The organism is Arthrobacter sp. NPDC092385 (assembly GCF_044755105.1).
GTDB lineage: Bacteria > Actinomycetota > Actinomycetes > Actinomycetales > Micrococcaceae > Arthrobacter_D.
Genome location: NZ_JBIVQL010000006.1, coordinates 110757 through 128437 on the forward strand (window position 1 = coordinate 110757; position 17681 = coordinate 128437).

The window sequence follows — 17681 nt, forward strand, 5'->3', positions numbered from 1 at the left end:
CGCCCTTCGGGTCCTGAGGTCGTCGGGCTGGTTCCGAAACGGTTCCTGAAGAAGTCCTCGAGTACAGCGTTGTCCTCGTACGCCAGGTGCATTCCTGCTGTCTGGCGGTGGAGGAACCAGTCGACACGCTGGCCTTCGGTCAAGGTCAGGTCCCGCGGGTCTGCTTCACATGGTGCGGTGAAGGTGTATTCGATTCCGTAATGCCTGTGCGCCCTGCCGAGGAAGCGAACCGAGCCGGCAGGAGAGGTCACACCCAGTTCCTCGCGCACCTCACGTTCGATACAGGCCTGCGCCGACTCACCGGGATCCAGCATCCCCCTGGGATGGCCCACATGTCGGGGAACGGAATCCAGGGCTTGTCATCGCGCAGCTGCAGCAACACCGCCATCGTTCACCAGAATGATCTGAGATCCCTCGACGGTCTCGGAGCTGCTCATGGGACCAGTGTATGGAACCCCGGGTCCGTCACGAGGAGCCGCGCGGATCTCCCGACCGCCCGGCAGCCCGCCACTCGCGCCTCGACAGCGCCGTGACGCCCGGCTGCACTGCGCGGAGGTAGTCCCGGTACGTGCGGCGCCCGGAGAGACTCCAGTACGGGAACGACTCCACCAGCGCGGCGAAGGCGATTCTCACGGCCAGCCCGACCAGTTCGATCATGGTGCGGCCCTGCCACGCTTCTCCCCCATCGTCATGACCCGCATCCTACGCCGTCGCTGTCGCCGTCGAACCGGGTAGTACGGCGAATTCTCATGCCGCCCGGGGAAGAAGCGGTTCCGTCCGCGTCGGGGCCGTCGCGGTCCGGGCTCGGGACGTGCTCCGTCAGGCCGCCGGGCGCGGGAAGATGCGGTCCAGCTCGGCGAGATCCTCGCCGGACGGCGTCCAGTCCGCCGCCGCCGCGTTCTGCCGAACCTGCTCCGGAGTGGTGGCGCCCGCGATGACCGATCTCACGGAAGGCTGGGCGGCGAGCCAGGAGAACGCGACCTGCACCTCGCTGACGCCGCGCTCGGAGGCGAAAGCAGAGAAAGCCTCCAGCTGGTCCCAGTCCGCCGACTCCAACACGTTCTGGCGCGAGTGGGTGAGCCTGCTGCCGGCAGGCACCTCGTTCCGGCGGTACTTGCCGGTCAGGAGGCCGTTGGCCAGCGGGAAATAGGGCAGGACGCCGAGACCGTAGGCTTCGACGGCTGGGACCACCTCGCGCTCCAGGCGGCGGTCCAGCAGGTTGTAGGGATTCTGCGCGGAGATGAAGGGTGTGTAGCCACCGCTGCGTGCGGTGAACTCGGCCTCGGCGATCTGCCAGCCCGCGAAGTTGGAGTGTCCCAGGTAGCGCACCTTGCCGCTCGTCACCAGGTCGTCGAGGGCTGCGAGGGTCTCCTCGATCGGCGTCAGCGCGTCCGGGGCGTGGTACTGGTACAGGTCGATCCAGTCGGTGCCGAGGCGGCGGAGCGAGGCCTCGACCGCGCGGATGATGTAGCGCCGGGAGCCGCGGGCATTCCAGTCCGGTCCGTTCACGCCGCCCATGTCGAGGCCGAACTTCGTGGCGAGCACGACGTCGTCGCGCCTGCTGCCGAGTGCCGCGCCCAGCTGCACCTCGCTGACGCCGGGTGCCTTGCCGTACATATCGGCGACGTCGAAGAGGGTGATGCCCGCGTCGAGCGCGGCGTGCACCACGGCATCGGTGCCCTCCTGCGACTCGGAGGTGGTGCCGGCCCTGCCCAGGTTGTTGCAGCCGAGCCCGACGGTGGAAACGCTGAGCCCGGAAGAGCCCAGTCTGCGGTAGGTCATCATGGCCCTAACCTACCAAAGCAGTTGCCCCGGGCACACGACCCGGGGCAACACTCTTTCCGAGGCGGTATCAGGCGAACCAGATGCCGATCTCGCGCTCCGCGGACTCCGCGGAGTCGGAACCGTGCACGAGGTTCTGCTGGACCTTGACGCCCCAGTCCCGGCCCAGATCGCCGCGGATGGTACCGGGAGCCGCCGTCGTCGGCTCCGTGGCGCCCGCCAGCGACCGGAAGCCCTCGATGACGCGCTGGCCTTCGAAGACGGCGGCGACGATCGGGCCGCTCAGCATGAACTCGACGAGCGGCTCGAAGAACGGCTTGCCGACGTGCTCCGCGTAGTGCTCCTCCAGGAGCTCCCGCGTGGCATGGACGCGCTTGAGTTCGGCGATGGTGTAACCCTTCGCCTCGATGCGGGACAGGATGGTGCCGGTCAGGCCTCGGGACACGCCGTCGGGCTTGACGAGGACAAGGGTGCGCTCAACGCTCATGGGGACTCCTGGGATGGCGGGCGCCGTGATGCACGGCGCTGCGGGCGGGTATCACGCTCGACTCTACTAAAGGCCGCAGCGTTATTCGGGGTTGGCCTTCTCCCACTCGGCCTGCAGCCGGTCCCGTTCCGTGTTCTCGCGGTCCACGCGCATCCCCTGCCGGATGCCGTAGAGCCAGGTTCCGGCGAATGCGACGCCCACCAGGAACATGGTCGGTTCGAGGAAACCGCCGGCGATGATCACGAGCTGGAGGATCCAGCCGAGACCGATCCCCCACTTCTTCGTGAGCACGGCGCACGTCAGGACCAGCACGACGCTGAGGAGGAGCCCGGACGTCAGGATCAGGGCGGGCGAGATCTCGTCCCGCCGCAGCCCGAAGACCGCGAGCGTGGCGAAGAACACCACGAACGCCTCGAGCAGCAGGACGGTCGAGGCGAACAGGATCTTGGTGGACCGGCGCTTCTTCGGCATGCCGGGCCGCCACTCGCGCTGCGCCTTCGTTCTGCGGGCCATGCCCACCTACTTCCCCAGGAGCGTGCGGGCTTCCCCGACCACGGTGATGGAACCGGTGACGAGGATGCCCCCGGCGAGGTCGTTGTTCTCCTCCGCCTTCATCACCGCCCATTCCAGGGCGTCGTCCAGCCCGGGAGCGATGTTGATGTTCTCCTCCGCGAACCCTGCGGCCAGGGCGGCCTGCAGGAGGTCTGCGGCGGGTACCGACCGGGGCGACGTCGACTGCGTCAGGCACACGTCCTCCAGGATGCCGCCGAGCTCCTCGTGCAGTTCGGCGAGCATGCCGGCTGCATCCTTGTCCTGCAGGACCCCGATGACGAGCACGAGCCGCGTGAAGTCGAAAGCCTCGGTGATCCCCTTGGCGGCTGCTCGGGCTCCGGCCGGATTATGGGCGGCGTCCACGATGATGCTCGGCGCCGTGCGGACCACCTCGAGGCGGCCGGGAGAGGTGACGGCACGCAGCCCGTTGCGGATCAGCTCGGTCTCGAGCTGGCGCTCGCCACCGCCGAGGAACGCCTCGACCGCCGCGACCGCTACGGCGGCGTTCTCCGCCTGGTGCTCGCCATGCAGCGGCACGAGCAGCTCACCGTAGCGTCCGGCGAGCCCGGTGAGGGACACCACCTGCCCTCCGACGGCGACCGTGCGCGATTCGACGCCGAACTCGACGCCTTCGAAGCGGAACTCCGCACCCACCTCCTGCGCGCGCTCCAGGAGCACCTGCGCGGCATCGCGGGGCTGGATCGCGCTGACGAGGAAGGAACCGGGTTTGATGATGCCGGCCTTCTCCAGCGCGATGTCCTCGACGGTGTCGCCGAGGAGCTCCGTGTGGTCGAGCGAGATCGGGGTGACGACCGCCACCTGTCCGTCGCCGACATTGGTGGCGTCGGTGATGCCTCCCAGCCCCACCTCGATCACTCCGACGTCGATCGGTTCGTCCGCGAAGATGGCGAACGCGAGGACGGTCACGCACTCGAAGTAGGTCAGGCGCGGCTCGCAGGCGTCGACGAGCTCACGGTCGACGATGTCGAGGTAGGGCCGGATCTCGTCCCACACCCGGACGAACGTCTCGTCCGGGACGGGCTCGCCGTCGATGCTGATGCGCTCGGTGACGCGCGCGAGGTGCGGACTGGTGAAACGCCCGGTCCGCAGGTCGTGCGCCAGCAGGATGCTCTCGATCATCCGCGCCGTCGACGTCTTGCCGTTGGTCCCGGTGATGTGGATGATCGGGAAGGCCTTGTTCGGCTCCCCGAGGATCTCCATGGCCCGGTGCAGCGGCGCCATCCTCGGTTCCATCCTGTTCTCCGGCGCGCGGCTCAGGAGTTCGGCGTACACGCTCTCGACCGAGAAGCCGTCGAGCTCCGCCCTGCCGTCCGTGCCGGTCCCGTTCGTGTCATCCATGCTGCTGCTCCTGCTTCCCGACGGTGATGCTGAATTCATTGCCCGTGTCCTCTAGCCCGGTGATGCGCAGCTCCCGCGTCAGCGTCTCCGCCTTGATCAGCTCGGCGTTCGCCTCGAGCGCCGCGACCTGGTCCTGCGCGACGCCGATGGTCGTGGTGATGCGGTCGCTGATGTCGAGGTCGGCGTCGCGCCGGGCCTGCTGGATGGCGCGGATCGCATCGCGCGCCGTGCCCTCCGCCGCCAACTCCTCCGTGACCTCGGTGTCGAGGACCAGGAACCCGCCGCCCGGGAGGACCGTGACGGCCTTCGAGCCGGCGTCGTTGCCCTCCACCACGGTGTCGAGCGTGTACTCGTGCGGCTCGAGGGCGAGGCCACCGGCGGTGACGCCGCCGTCGTCGTCCACGGACCAGTCCCCCGCCTTCGACGCCTTGATGACGGTCTGCACGTTCTTGCCGAGGCGGGGCCCGGCCGCGCGGGCATTGACCACGAGGCGCTGCGTGATCCCGAACTCGGCAGGCTCCGCATCGGCGGAGTCGATGAGACGGACGCCCTTCAGGTTGAGTTCGTCCTCGATGATGGAGGAGTACTGCCCCGACAGGTCCGCGGCCCCGGGTGCGACGACGGTCAGCTCCCGGAGCGGGAGCCTCACCCTGAGATTCGCGGCCTTCCGCAGGCTGGAGCCCACCGAGCACACCTGGCGCGTGCGGTCCATCTGCTCGACGAGGTCCGGAGCGGCAGGGAACGACGCCGCCTCGGGCCAGTCGGTGAGGTGCACGGACCGGCCGCCGGTGAGACCGCGCCAGATCTCCTCCGTGACGAGGGGAAGCAGCGGAGCCGCGACCCGGCACACGGCCTCGAGGCACGTGTAGAGGACGTCGAAGGCGTCGGTGTCCTCGTCGAAGAACCGCTGGCGGCTCCGGCGGACGTACCAGTTGGTGAGCGTGTCCAGATAGCGGCGCAGGGACTCGCACGCGTCGCTGATGGTGAAGGCGTCGAGTGCCTCGGTGAGGTCGCGGACGAGGATGCCCGTGTTCGCGAGGATGTAGCGGTCGATCGGCTCGCTCAGGTGCGCGGCGGCCTCCGGCGGAACGGTCTTCGCCTCGTAGCCCTCGCCCCCGTTGGCGGCGTTCGTGTAGAGGCTGAAGAAGTGCCACACGTTCCACAGCGGCAGGATCACCTGGCGGACGCCCTCGCGGATCCCCTGCTCCGTGACCACGAGGTTGCCGCCGCGGAGGATCGGCGAGGCCATGAGGAACCAGCGCATGGCGTCCGATCCGTCGCGGTCGAAGACCTCGGAGACGTCCGGGTAGTTGCGGAGGCTCTTGGACATCTTCTGCCCGTCGGAACCCAGCACGATGCCATGGCTGATCACGTTACGGAACGCCGGCCGGTCGAACAGCGCCGTGGACAGGATGTGCAGCATGTAGAACCAGCCGCGGGTCTGCCCGATGTACTCGACGATGAAGTCCGCCGGATTGTGGGTGTCGAACCACTGCTCGTTCTCGAACGGGTAGTGCACCTGGCCGTAGGGCATCGACCCGGAGTCGAACCACACGTCGAGGACGTCCTCGACGCGGCGCATGGTGGACTGCCCGGTCGGATCGTCCGGGTTCGGCCGGGTGAGTTCGTCGATGAAGGGGCGGTGGAGGTCCACCTCCCCCTGCTTGTTGAGCGGGAGGCGACCGAAATCGGCCTCGAGTTCGGCGAGCGAGCCGTAGACGTCGGTGCGGGGGTACTCGGGGTTGTCCGACTGCCACACCGGGATGGGGCTGCCCCAGAAGCGGTTGCGGCTGATCGACCAGTCACGCGCGTTGGAGAGCCACTTGCCGAACTGGCCGTCCTTGACGTTGCCGGGGATCCAGGTGATGTCCTGGTTGAGTTCCACCATGCGGTCCCGGATCTTGGTGACCTCGACGTACCAGGAGGACACGGCGCGGTAGATGAGCGGGTTGCGGCACCGCCAGCAGTGAGGGTAGCTGTGCACGTAGCTGGCCTGGCGCACGAGGCGCCCCCCGGACTTCAGCACGCGCGTGATGTGCTTGTTCGCCTCGAAGACCTGCAGCCCGACGATCTCCGCGAGCGGCCCTGCGCCGAACATCGGCAGGAACTTCGCGCCCTCGTCGACCGAGAGGATCACCTGGATGCCGGCGTCCTCGCAGACCTTCTGGTCCTCCTCGCCGTAGGCGGGGGCCTGATGGACGAGGCCGGTGCCGTCCGTCGTCGTGACATAGTCCGCGACGAGGAAGCGGAACGCGTTGCGGTACCCGCCCTCCTCCGGATCGGCGAGGTAGTCCCACAGCGGCTGGTAGGTGAGGCCTTCGAGCTCGGAGCCCAGGTGGCGGGAGGTGACGGCGTCGCGCGCGGCCGCGGCGTCGGCGAAGCCGAGGTCCTTGGCGTAGTTGCCGAGCAGGTCCTCCGCCAGCAGGTACCGGCCCGCCTCGCCGTCGCGCTGAGCCGCGACGACGACGTAGGCGATGTCGGGTCCGACGGCGAGCGCCGCGTTGGTGGGGAGCGTCCACGGCGTCGTGGTCCAGGCGAGGGCCTGGACCCCTGCGAGGTCCTTCGACAGGTCCGATTCGCCGGCGAGGATCGGGAAGGTGACCGTGACGGTCTGGTCCTGGCGGTCCTGGTAGACGTCCTCGTCCATCCGGAGTTCGTGGTTGGACAGCGGCGTCTCGTCGTTCCAGCAGTACGGCAGGACGCGGTACCCGTTGTAGGTCAGGCCCTTCTCGTGGAGCGTCTTGAACGCCCACAGCACGGACTCCATGTACTCCGGGTTGAGGGTCTTGTAGTCGTTGTCGAAGTCCACCCAGCGGGCCTGGCGGGTCACGTAGTCGCGCCACTCCCCCGCGTACTTCATGACCGAGGCCCGGGCGGCGTCGTTGAAGTTGTCGATGCCCATGGCGAGGATCTGCTGCTTGTCCGTCATGCCGAGTTGCTTCATGGCCTCGAGCTCGGCGGGCAGGCCGTGCGTGTCCCAGCCGAAGCGCCGTTCCACGCGGTGGCCGCGCTGCGTCTGGTACCGGCCTACGAGGTCCTTCGCGTAGCCGGTGAGGAGGTGTCCGTAGTGCGGCAGGCCGTTGGCGAAGGGCGGGCCGTCGTAGAACACGAATTCGTTGGAACCGTCGACGCCGGGATCCCGGGCGTCGATGGACGCCTGGAAGGTGCCGTCCTCCTGCCAGTAGCGGAGCACGCGTTCCTCGAGCTCGGGGAAGCGCGGCGAGGCACTGGTTCCGGAGGAGGTACCGCTGTCGTCGGGCGACACGGCTTTGGGGTAGATCTGCGGCATGGTTCTCATCCTGTGTGCGGCGGCGTCGGGTGGAGCAGGAATCCTGCCGTGAGGACGGTTCCCCTTCCGCCCACCGCCGGTTGCCTGACCGGCCGCGGGGGTCCAGGACCCGCGGTACCACCTCACTTGCCGCCGTCGTCCGCCGTGCCGTTGGCACCGCAGCCGGGGCCGCCGCTCGTTCTGGCTGTGACGGGCCACCCGTCCGGTTCTACGGGCCGCCACGGTGGGCGGCCTTTCTTCCGGAAGCTCACCGGTGATTGCCGGGTCGACGCTTGTCCCCCCAGTCTAGCGCCGCCTGGAATTCGTTGTCGAAAGGACGACGGCCCGAACGGGCGGCCGGCGGCCCTGCACAAAGGCGTTGTGGTCGCGGCCCAGGCTTGGCAGGGTGGAGAGGGCCCCCGACCGCAACAGGATGGACCCCCGCATGCCGACCCCACCCCTCCCCACCGCGTCCGCGCTGGACACCGCCCGGTTGCTGATGGGCGTCTTCCTGCCCACCGTCGCCAAGGGGCCCATCATCCGTCGCCCCTGGGCCGTCGGTCTGGCCGCCCGCCTCGACCTCGACTCGAAAGCCGTGGGCGTCGTCAGGACGCTTCATGAGAAGTACCCGGACGGACCGCTCATGCTGAAGCTCCCGATCCGAAAGCAGGCGGTGGTGCTCGCACCGGCGGACGTCGATACCGTCCTGGCGCAGTCACCGGAACCGTTCTCCCCGGCCAGCAGCGAGAAGCGCGCGGCGCTGTCCCACTTCCAGCCCGCCAACGTGCTGATCTCGCGCGGTCCCGTCCGGACAGTGCGCCGCGCCCTCCAGGAGCAGGTCCTGGACACGAGCCACCCGGTGCACCACCTCGCCGACCGCTTCGTCCCGATCGTCGAGGAGGAGATGCAGCAGCTACTGACTGACGCCGCTTCCAGCGGATCGCTGCCCTGGGGCGAGTTCCTCGACGCCTGGTACCGGGTGGTGCGGCGCGTGGCCTTCGGCGACCACGCACGGGACGACAAGGACCTCACGGCCATGATGATCCGGCTCCGGAAGGACGCGAACTGGGCATTCCTGAAGCCCGTCCGGAGAAGGACACGCCGGCGCCTGCTCCAGCGGATCAGCGAGGAACTCGCCCACGCCGAGCCGGGCAGCCTTGCCGCCGTCATGGCCGCGGCACCGAAGGGCGATGGGGCGGAACCTGCCGAGCAGGTGCCCCAGTGGCTCTTCGCCTTCGACCCCGCGGGCATGGCGACGTTCCGCACCCTGGCCGTGCTCGCGACCCATCCCGAGGCGATGGCCGCGGCCCGGCGCGAGGCCGACGGCGACACCTCCGGCCGCCGCTTCCTCCCCTACCTGCGCGCTGCCGTCCTCGAGGGGCTGCGCCTCTGGCCCACGACTCCGATGATCCTGCGCGAGACCACCCGGCCCGTGCAGTGGGAGCAGGGCCTGATGCCGGCGAAGTGCGGCGTGCTCGTCTACGCGCCCTACTTCCACCGCGACGACCGCCACCTGCGCAGTGCCCACGGCTTCTCGCCCGAACGCTGGCTGACCGGGGAGGACGACGGCTGGCCCCTCGTGCCGTTCAGCGACGGCCCGGTGGTGTGCCCCGGGAAGCAGTTGGTGCTGCTCCTGACGAGCGCCGCGCTGGCGTTCCTCGTCAGCGGGCAGAACTTCCGCATCGACCAGGGGCAGGTGCTGGATCCCTCCCGTCCGCTGCCGGGCACCCTGGACAACTACTCCGTACGCCTGGCTGTCTCCCCTCGGGGGTGACCGCTGCATGTCGCGCGGCGTTCCGGGCAGGGGTCGTCTCAGGAAAGGACCGGTGAGCCGGCCGGCACCAGCACCTTCAGGACGCCGGGCATCACGGTCACGACCGCCGGCAGCGGCCCCACCAATTCACCGTCCGCGTACACGTTGAGGGGCGTGCTCGCGGAGATCCGCACGCTCGCACCTCGAGCGAAGGCGATCCCGGGCCTGCCGAGATGCCGGCCGCGGTAGGACCGGAGGAAGGTGAGGACGACGGCCAGGATGGTCGAGCGTCCCAGGCTCACGACGTCCAGGAGCCCGTCGTCGACCTTCGCCCGCGGGCAGATCCGCAGCCCGCCGCCGTACTGTCCCGTGTTCCCGACCGCGACGAACCAGCCCGGGAACATCCGCTCGCTGCCGTCGACGGACAGGGTGAACGTGACCTCCCGCCACATCCACAAGGCCTTCAGTCCGCCGTAGAGGTAGACGAGGGGCCCGAGATCGACCCGGGCCGCGTTGCCGTACTCGTTCGCGAGGGCGTCGAAGCCGACGTGGGCTACGCCGAGGTAGGGGCGACCATTGACGCGGCCGAGATCGATATCGGCGACGGCGTATCCCGCCAGACCGCGGACGGCCCGCACCGGATCGACGGGCAGGCCGAGGCGCCGCACCACGTCGTTCCCGCGGCCGCCGGCCAGGGGCAGGAGGATGGCACCCGATTCCCGGGCTCCGGCGGCGACGGAACCGAGGAACCCGTCACCGCCGAGGGCCGCGATGATGCTGCCGGGAGCGGCCCTCCGCGCGTGCTGCGTCGCGTCGCGGAGGCTGCCCGTGGTGACGGTGGACACCGCGAGGCCCTCCCGTCCGAGTGCTGCGGCCACGCGCGGCCCGAGCCGCCGTGCCCGCCCCCGTCCGGCAGTCGGACTGACGAGGAGCAGCACCCTCCGCCCGGCGTGCGCACCCGCCTCGCCGTGGCGTCGCAGGGGGCGGCTCGCCAGGTCAGGCGTCGGGCGGGGCCCGTCCGTTCCAGGCCCGCTCGGGCGGGGCCCGTCCGTTCCAGGCCCGCTCTGGCGAGGCCCGTGCAGTCCAGGCCCGCGCATGTCAGCGCCGGAGCACCTTGTGGTTGGCCGCCTGCGCGAGCGGGCGGAGGACGAGCTGGTCGATGTTCACGTGGTGGGGGGCGTTGAGGGTGAAGGCGACGGCCTGGGCGACGTCGTCCGCGGTCAGGGGATGCGCCACGCCCTCGTAGACCTTGTCCGCCGCCCCCTGGTCACCGCCGAGCCGGTTCAGCGAGAACTCCTCGGTGTTCACCATGCCGGGGGACACCTCGATGACGCGGATGTTGTTCTCGGCTTCCTCCAGCCGGAGCGAGCGCGCCATGGACTCCTGCGCGGCCTTCACCCCGCAGTACCCCGCCCCGCCCTCGTACGCCGCGAGCGCAGCGGTGGAGGTCAGGAACAGGACGCTGCCCTGCCCGCCGTCGCGCAGGGCCGGGAGCAGGGCGCGCGTCATGCGCATGGAGCCGAGCACATTGACGTTGTACATCCATTCCCAGTCCGCGGTGACGGCATCCGCCAGCCGGTCCGCGCCGAAGGCGCCGCCTGCGTTGTTCACGAGGGCGTGGACGGGACCGGACGCCGCGACCTCGGCCGCGAAGGCGTCGACGGACGCCTGGTCGGTCACGTCCAGCGCCAGGGCCCTCGCGCCGGTGTCCGCCGCGAGGGCCTCGAGGCGGTCCACGCGCCGGGCCGCCGCGATGACGTCCCACCCGTCACGCCGCAGGGCCCGCACGGTCGCCGCGCCGATCCCGGAGCTGGCTCCGGTGACGATGGCTCGCAGGGCAGAAGGGGCTGGGTCGGCGGGTGCGCCGATGGGCGCAGGCGAAGTCGGGGTCATGGAGCCACTGTAGCGAGCCGTGGCCGTCGCCTTGCCCGCGTGCCGCCGAGGACGGGGCGGCACGGGGAATCGGGGCCGTCCAGCCGTAGGGAACAATGGACCTATGGCCGACACGACCCAGGGCACAGACACGCCCTCACCCCAGCCCGTTTCCGTTCCCGACAAGCCCGTGCTCGAGGGCCTCGAAGAGAGGCTGTCCCGCCAGTGGCGCGCGGACGGCACCTACGCCTTCGACCGCGACACCACGCGCGAGCAGGTCTACTCGATCGACACTCCCCCGCCCACGGCATCCGGATCGCTCCACGTCGGCCATATGTTCTCCTACACGCAGACCGATGTCATGGCCCGCTTCAAGCGGATGAACGGCGCCAACGTCTTCTACCCCATGGGCTGGGATGACAACGGCCTGCCCACCGAGCGCCGTGTCCAGAACTACTACGGGGTCCGCTGCGACCCGTCGGTCCCCTACGACGCCGACTACCGGCCGCCGGCCGAGCCCGCGAAGAACCAGCGGGACTTCGACGCGGTGTCCCGCCGGAACTTCATCGAACTCTGCGAGGAGCTGGCCGTCGAGGACGAGTCGGTCTTCGAGAACCTCTTCAGCACGCTCGGCCTCTCGGTCGACTGGGACCTGACGTACAGGACCATCGACGACACGTCCCGCGCCGTCTCGCAGCGCGCCTTCCTCGAGAACCTCAAGGCCGGTGACGCCTACCTCGCCGAGGCTCCCACCCTGTGGGACGTCACCTTCCGTACCGCCGTCGCCCAGGCCGAACTCGAGGATCGCGAACAGCCCGGCGCGTACCATCGCATCGCCTTCCACGCGCCGAACGGCGAGCAGATCCACATCGAGACCACCCGCCCCGAACTCCTTCCGGCCTGCGTGGCGCTCGTGGCGCACCCCGACGACGAGCGCTACAAGCCCCTGTTCGGCACGACCGTCACCAGCCCGCTGTTCGACGTCGAGGTCGAGATCAAGGCGCATCCCCTCGCCAAGCCGGACAAGGGCAGCGGTATCGCCATGATCTGCACGTTCGGGGACCTGACCGACGTCACCTGGTGGCGCGAACTGCAGCTGCCGACGCGCGCCGTCGTCGGCCGGGACGGACGGATCCGGTCCGAGACCCCGGAGTGGATCGCGACCGAACGCGCCCGCGAGAGTTACGCGCAGGTGGCGGGCAAGACGATCTTCAGCGCCAAGGAGGCGGTCGTCACCATGCTCCGCGAGAGCGGGGACCTCGACGGCGAACCGAAGAAGATCGTGCACCCGGTCAACTTCTACGAGAAGGGCGACAAGCCCCTCGAGGTCGTGACCAGCCGCCAGTGGTACATCCGCAACGGCGGGCGCGACGCCGGCAAGCGTGAAGCCCTGATCCGGCGCGGCCGCGAGATCGAGTTCCACCCGGCGTTCATGCGGTCCCGCTACGAGAACTGGATCGAAGGGCTGAACGGCGACTGGCTCGTCTCCCGCCAGCGCTTCTTCGGCGTGCCCGTGCCCGTCTGGTACCGCCTGGACGGCGACGGAGAGCCCGAGTACGACGCTCCCCTGCTGCCCGCACTGGAATCACTTCCGGTCGATCCCGCGGCCGATCCCGCGCCGGGCTTCGACGAGTCGGCGCGGAACCAGCCGGGCGGCTTCGTCGGAGACAGCGATGTGCTGGACACCTGGGCGACGTCCTCCCTCACCCCGCAGATCGTCGGTGGGTGGGCCCGCGACGAGGACCTGTTCGGGAAGGTCTTCCCGTTCGACCTCCGACCCCAGGGCCACGACATCATCCGGACCTGGCTGTTCTCCACCGCCGTGCGGGCCGAAGCCCTGCAGGACTCGGTGCCCTGGAAGCACGCGGCGCTCTCCGGCTGGATCCTCGACCCGGACCGCAAGAAGATGTCGAAGTCCAAGGGCAACGTGGTCGTCCCCACGGATGTCCTGGAGCAGTTCGGCGCCGACGCCGTCCGCTACTGGGCTGCGTCGGCAAAACTCGGCGCGGACACCGCGTACGAAGTGAACCAGATGAAGATCGGCCGGCGCCTCGCGATCAAGCTCCTCAATGCCTCGAAGTTCGTGCTGAACCTCGGCGTCACGGAAGCGTCCATCGGCGAGGGCTCACTCGGGCGCGTCTCCAACGCACTGGACCAGTCGCTGCTGGCGCAGTTGCGTACCGTGACCGAGCAGGCCACCGCCGCCTTCGAGAAGTACGACTACGCGCGGGCACTCCAGCTCACCGAGTCCTTCTTCTGGACCTTCACGGACGACTACGTGGAACTCGTCAAGGACCGTGCCTACGGGGACGCCGACGACGCGGGGACCCAGTCGGTCCAGACGACGCTGGCGACGACGCTCGACGCCCTCCTGCGGCTCTTCGCGCCGTTCCTGCCCTTCGCGACCGAGGAGGTGTGGAGCTGGTGGCGCCAGGGCTCCGTGCACCAGGCGGCCTGGCCGAGTGCGGACACCCTCTCGGCACTGCCGGGAAGCGCCGACGCCGGTGTGCTCACCGCCGTCGCACTCGCCCTCGGAGGCATCCGCAAGGCCAAGTCCGAGGCGAAGGTCAAGCAGCGTACCGAGGTGGAGACCGCCGTCGTGACCGCTCCTGCGGCGCAGGTGGAGCAGGTGCGGGCCGGTCTCGCCGACCTCCTCGCCGCCGGCAACGCCAGGGACCTCCGGCTCGCTGAGGGGAACGGTCCCCTGGCGGTCTCCGACGTCGAACTGGTCGCCCAGCCGGCCGACTAGGAACTGCAGGGAGTACGCAGGAGGGGACCCGCCGCACGGCGGGTCCCCTCCTGTCCTCTGAACCCTAGTCGAACCTCGGGCTCTCGGTGCGGGACCGCTTCAGCTCGAAGAACTCGGGGAACTCCGCCATCAGCACGGCCCCGTCGAAGATGCGGCCGGCCTCCTCGCCGCGCGGGATCCTCGTGAGGACGGGCCCGAAGAACGCGGTGCCGTTGAACGCGACGACGGGCGTGCCGACCTCGTCGCCGACGCGGTCGATCCCGTCCTTGTGCGAGGCGCGGAGCTGCTCGTCGTACTCGTCGCTGGTGGCGAACTTCGCCAGGTCGGCGGGCAGGCCCACCTCCTCGAGGGACTCACGGATGACGACGTCGAAATCCCTGTTCTGGCCGATGTGGATGCGGGTACCCATCGCGTCGTACAGCTTCTTGACGTACTCGTCGCCGTGCAGCTCCGCCGCGGCGATGATCACGCGGACCGGGCCCCAGCCCTGCAGCATCAGGGCCTTGTACTCCTCGGGCAGGTCGCGCCCCTCATTGAGGACGGACAGGCTCATGACGTGCCAATCCACCGCGATATCGCGGACCTGTTCCACCTCGCCGATCCAGCGCGAGGTGATCCAGGCGAAGGGACACAGGGGGTCGAACCAGAAATCTGCTGTCTGGACGCTGCTGGACTCGCTCATGCGGTTCTCCTTCTGATGATGGTCAGGCCGAGGCCTTTTCCGGTGCAACCGGACCGCACTGCCTCCTATTCCACCCGAGTTGGTGCAGCGGCGTGCCAGGCGGTCTAATGAAGGGACACGACCAGTCGACGATGCCTGGCGCTACCCCTGCGTCGGTATCGGGCTGGATGAATCCGCACCGGGTATGCCGGTGCCCGAAGGGACGCCGTCTTGCAGCAGCACCGGACCGACAACCACGCCGATACCCGCGACTCCTGGCTCGAACGCGAAGAACTCGCCGAAGCCATGATCCCGCTCATCGGACGCCTGTACCGGACCAACAATGTCGTCACGAGCATCCACGGACGCAGCCTCATCAACAAATCCACGATGAACATCCTCAAGGCCCACCGCTTCGCCCGCCGCATCACCACCGAGGAACTCCACCTCGAGGACACCGCCCCCATCCTGCGGATCCTCGCCGACCTCGACCTCGGCGCGGCGGCCATCGACATCGGCCGCCTGCGCAACTCCTACGACCGGGCCGCCGCCGCAGGGGACCCACGCTCCCTGGAGGAGTTCCTGCGGACCGAGCTGGCCGACATCGTGGGCCAGGGCGGACGCGACGAGCGCACCAGCACCGACGTCGTCCTCTACGGGTTCGGGCGGATCGGCCGGCTCGTGGCCCGCCTGCTCATCGAGAAGGCCGGCGGCGGCCACGGCCTACGCCTGCGCGCCGTCGTGGTGCGCCGCGGGTCCGCCAACGACCTCACCAAACGCGCCAGCCTGCTCCGCCGCGACTCCGTCCACGGATCCTTCGAGGGCACCATCCAGGTCGACGAGGCGACGAACACCATCACCGCCAACGGCACCCGCATCCAGGTCATCTACTCCGACGACCCCGCCACCATCGACTACACCGCCTACGGCATCTCCGACGCCCTCGTCGTCGACAACACCGGCCGCTGGCGCGACGAAGAAGGCCTCTCCCAGCACCTGAACAGCACCGGCGTCGCCAAGGTCCTGCTCACAGCACCCGGGAAAGGCTCCCTGAAGAACATCGTGCACGGCATCAACCACGGCACCATCCTGGACTCCGACCGGATCATCACCGCGGCGTCCTGCACCACCAACGCCATCACCCCGGTCCTGAAAGCCATTCACGACCGCTACGGCGTCGTCCACGGGCACGTGGAGACCGTGCACTCCTTCACCAACGACCAGAACCTCATCGACAACTTCCACAAGGGCGACCGCCGGGGCCGCTCCGCGGCACTGAACATGGTCCTCACCGAGACGGGAGCAGCGACCGCCGTCGCCAAGGCCCTCCCCGAACTGGCCGGCAAGCTCACGGGCAGCTCCATCCGCGTCCCCACCCCGGATGTCTCCATCGCGATCCTGAACCTCACCCTCGAGACAGGGACCACCAAGGAGGAGGTCAACACCTACCTGCGGGGAATGTCCCTGCACTCGGGCATGCGCAAGCAGGTCGACTACATCGACAGCCCCGAGGTCGTCTCCACCGACTTCGTCGGCTCACGCCGCGCCGGCATCGTCGACGGCCTCGCGACCATCGCCGACGGCATCCACCTCGTCCTCTACGTCTGGTACGACAACGAATTCGGCTACAGCTGCCAGGTCGTCCGCGTCATGGAAGAAATGGCCGCCGTCCACCCACCCACCTACCCGGCGGCGGAGACGGAGGCCGCGGTGGCAGCGGTCCTCTGACGGGGCCGGACACAGGAAAGGCCCGGCCGCGCGGCCGGGCCTTTCCTGTGCGTCGGTCAGGCCGACTTGTTGCGGCGCTTCGCGACGACCTCGTGCGAGATGAGCGTGGGCTCGGCGCGCTTGGCGACGACGTCGTCCGTGATGACCACGGTGGCGATGTCCTCGCGGCTCGGGAGGTCGAACATCACCGGGAGGAGGACCTCCTCCATGATGGCGCGCAGGCCACGGGCGCCGGTCCCGCGGTCCAGGGCGAGGTCGGCGATCGCTTCGAGCGCCTTCGGTTCGAAGACGAGTTCGACGCCGTCGAGCAGGAACATCTTCTGGTACTGCTTCATCAGCGCGTTCTTGGGCTCCGTCAGGATCTGCATGAGCGCCGGACGGTCGAGGTGCGTGACCGTGGTGATGACGGGCAGGCGGCCGATGAACTCGGGGATGAGCCCGAACTTCAGCAGGTCCTCCGGCATGACGTCGCCGTAGCTCGCCTCCTCGTTCTTGAGCGAGCTGAGCGGGGCTCCGAAGCCGATGCCCTTGCGGCCGGCGCGCGACCCGATGATCTCCTCGAGGCCCGCGAACGCGCCGGCGACGATGAAGAGCACGTTGGTGGTGTCGATCTGGATGAATTCCTGGTGGGGGTGCTTGCGCCCGCCCTGCGGGGGCACCGAGGCGACCGTCCCCTCGAGGATCTTGAGCAGCGCCTGCTGCACGCCCTCGCCGGAGACGTCGCGCGTGATCGAGGGGTTCTCGCTCTTGCGGGAGATCTTGTCGATCTCGTCGATGTAGATGATGCCCTGCTCGGCCTTCTTCACGTCGTAGTCAGCGGCCTGGATGAGCTTCAGGAGGATGTTCTCCACGTCCTCGCCGACGTACCCCGCCTCGGTGAGCGCCGTGGCGTCCGCGACGGCGAACGGAACGTTGAGCCGTCGCGCGAGTGTCTGGGCGAGGTAGGTCTTGCCGCAGCCCGTGGGGCCGATGAGCAGGATGTTGGACTTGGCGATCTCGACGTCTTCTGTCTCGGCCGCGTCCGCCAGGGTGCCTGCCGCGCGGGGCCCGTTGCCCGACTGGATGCGCTTGTAGTGGTTGTAGACGGCGACCGCGAGCGAACGCTTCGCCGGCTCCTGGCCCACCACGTACTCCTGCAGGAAGTCGAAGATCTCGCGCGGCTTGGGCAGCTCGAACGTGCCCAGATCCGCGACCTCGGAGAGCTCCTCCTCGATGATCTCGTTGCACAGGTCGATGCACTCGTCGCAGATGTACACGCCGGGGCCGGCGATCAGCTTCCGCACCTGCTTTTGGCTCTTCCCGCAGAAAGAGCACTTGAGCAGATCGGTGCTCTCACCAATGCGAGCCATGGTTCAATCCCCTTAGGTATTTCGCGATTGCTATGACCACTCTAGGCCACATGGCCGGAGGAGCCAGTATCAAAATGCCCGTGGTGCCTGACGGCGCCACGGGCGATGACCCTGCTGTCGG

Annotated in this window: 13 protein-coding genes and 1 pseudogene; 3 read left to right on the top strand and 11 right to left on the bottom strand. The window is 69.0% G+C overall.

Annotated features, from left to right (window positions below; genetic code table 11):
* Positions 1-218: 218 nt before the first annotated feature.
* The 7 genes and pseudogenes from ACIQCY_RS09600 to ileS form a co-directional block, all read right to left on the bottom strand.
* Positions 219-314 (bottom strand): annotated as a pseudogene (locus ACIQCY_RS09600) (NUDIX domain-containing protein); the annotation flags it as partial.
* Positions 315-465: 151 nt separating this feature from the next.
* Complete coding sequence (locus tag ACIQCY_RS09605) at positions 466-657, bottom strand: hypothetical protein (protein ID WP_400483671.1); 192 nt, start codon at positions 655-657, stop codon at positions 466-468.
* Between the two features lie 162 nt (positions 658-819).
* Complete coding sequence (locus ACIQCY_RS09610) at positions 820-1785, bottom strand: aldo/keto reductase (protein WP_400483672.1); 966 nt, start codon at positions 1783-1785, stop codon at positions 820-822.
* Between the two features lie 67 nt (positions 1786-1852).
* Complete coding sequence (ndk, locus tag ACIQCY_RS09615; RefSeq protein ID WP_400483673.1) at positions 1853-2269, bottom strand: nucleoside-diphosphate kinase; 417 nt, start codon at positions 2267-2269, stop codon at positions 1853-1855.
* An 81-nt stretch (positions 2270-2350) separates the two neighbouring features.
* On the bottom strand, positions 2351-2782 hold the full coding sequence (locus tag ACIQCY_RS09620; protein WP_400483674.1) for a DUF4233 domain-containing protein: 432 nt from the start codon (positions 2780-2782) through the stop codon (positions 2351-2353).
* Between the two features lie 6 nt (positions 2783-2788).
* The gene (locus ACIQCY_RS09625) at positions 2789-4180 is read right to left on the bottom strand and encodes a bifunctional folylpolyglutamate synthase/dihydrofolate synthase (protein WP_400483675.1); all 1392 of its coding nucleotides are present in this window, start codon (positions 4178-4180) and stop codon (positions 2789-2791) included.
* Positions 4173-7478: an isoleucine--tRNA ligase gene (gene ileS, locus ACIQCY_RS09630; protein WP_400483676.1), complete on the bottom strand. Its 3306-nt coding sequence runs from the start codon at positions 7476-7478 to the stop codon at positions 4173-4175. The genes ACIQCY_RS09625 and ileS overlap by 8 nt, the downstream gene beginning before the upstream one ends.
* Before the next feature lie 415 nt (positions 7479-7893).
* On the opposite strand from ileS, the gene ACIQCY_RS09635 reads away from it, so the two are divergent.
* Entirely contained in the window at positions 7894-9222 is a 1329-nt protein-coding gene (locus tag ACIQCY_RS09635) for a cytochrome P450 (protein ID WP_400483677.1), read from the top strand.
* A 38-nt stretch (positions 9223-9260) separates the two neighbouring features.
* Here ACIQCY_RS09635 and ACIQCY_RS09640 read toward each other — a convergent pair whose 3' ends face one another.
* Positions 9261-10298, bottom strand: coding sequence for a diacylglycerol/lipid kinase family protein (locus ACIQCY_RS09640; RefSeq protein ID WP_400483678.1), 1038 nt, complete (start codon positions 10296-10298; stop codon positions 9261-9263).
* A gap of 1 nt (position 10299) precedes the next feature.
* Positions 10300-11094 (bottom strand): SDR family oxidoreductase, encoded by a 795-nt coding sequence (locus ACIQCY_RS09645; RefSeq protein WP_400483679.1) that lies wholly within the window; start codon positions 11092-11094, stop codon positions 10300-10302.
* 103 nt (positions 11095-11197) lie between these two features.
* On the opposite strand from ACIQCY_RS09645, the gene valS reads away from it, so the two are divergent.
* A complete protein-coding gene (gene valS, locus ACIQCY_RS09650) occupies positions 11198-13822 on the top strand; it encodes a valine--tRNA ligase (protein WP_400483680.1) in 2625 nt (874 codons plus the stop codon).
* Between the two features lie 64 nt (positions 13823-13886).
* On the opposite strand, the gene ACIQCY_RS09655 is transcribed toward valS, so the two are convergent.
* Entirely contained in the window at positions 13887-14504 is a 618-nt protein-coding gene (locus tag ACIQCY_RS09655; RefSeq protein ID WP_400483681.1) for a DsbA family protein, read from the bottom strand.
* 285 nt (positions 14505-14789) lie between these two features.
* On the opposite strand from ACIQCY_RS09655, the gene ACIQCY_RS09660 reads away from it, so the two are divergent.
* Entirely contained in the window at positions 14790-16211 is a 1422-nt protein-coding gene (locus ACIQCY_RS09660; RefSeq protein WP_400483803.1) for a glyceraldehyde-3-phosphate dehydrogenase, read from the top strand.
* Between the two features lie 56 nt (positions 16212-16267).
* Here the strand turns inward: ACIQCY_RS09660 and clpX are convergent, their stop codons facing one another.
* Positions 16268-17560, bottom strand: a complete 1293-nt coding sequence (gene clpX, locus ACIQCY_RS09665; RefSeq protein WP_104118543.1) for an ATP-dependent Clp protease ATP-binding subunit ClpX — start codon at positions 17558-17560, stop codon at positions 16268-16270.
* Positions 17561-17681: the final 121 nt, after the last annotated feature.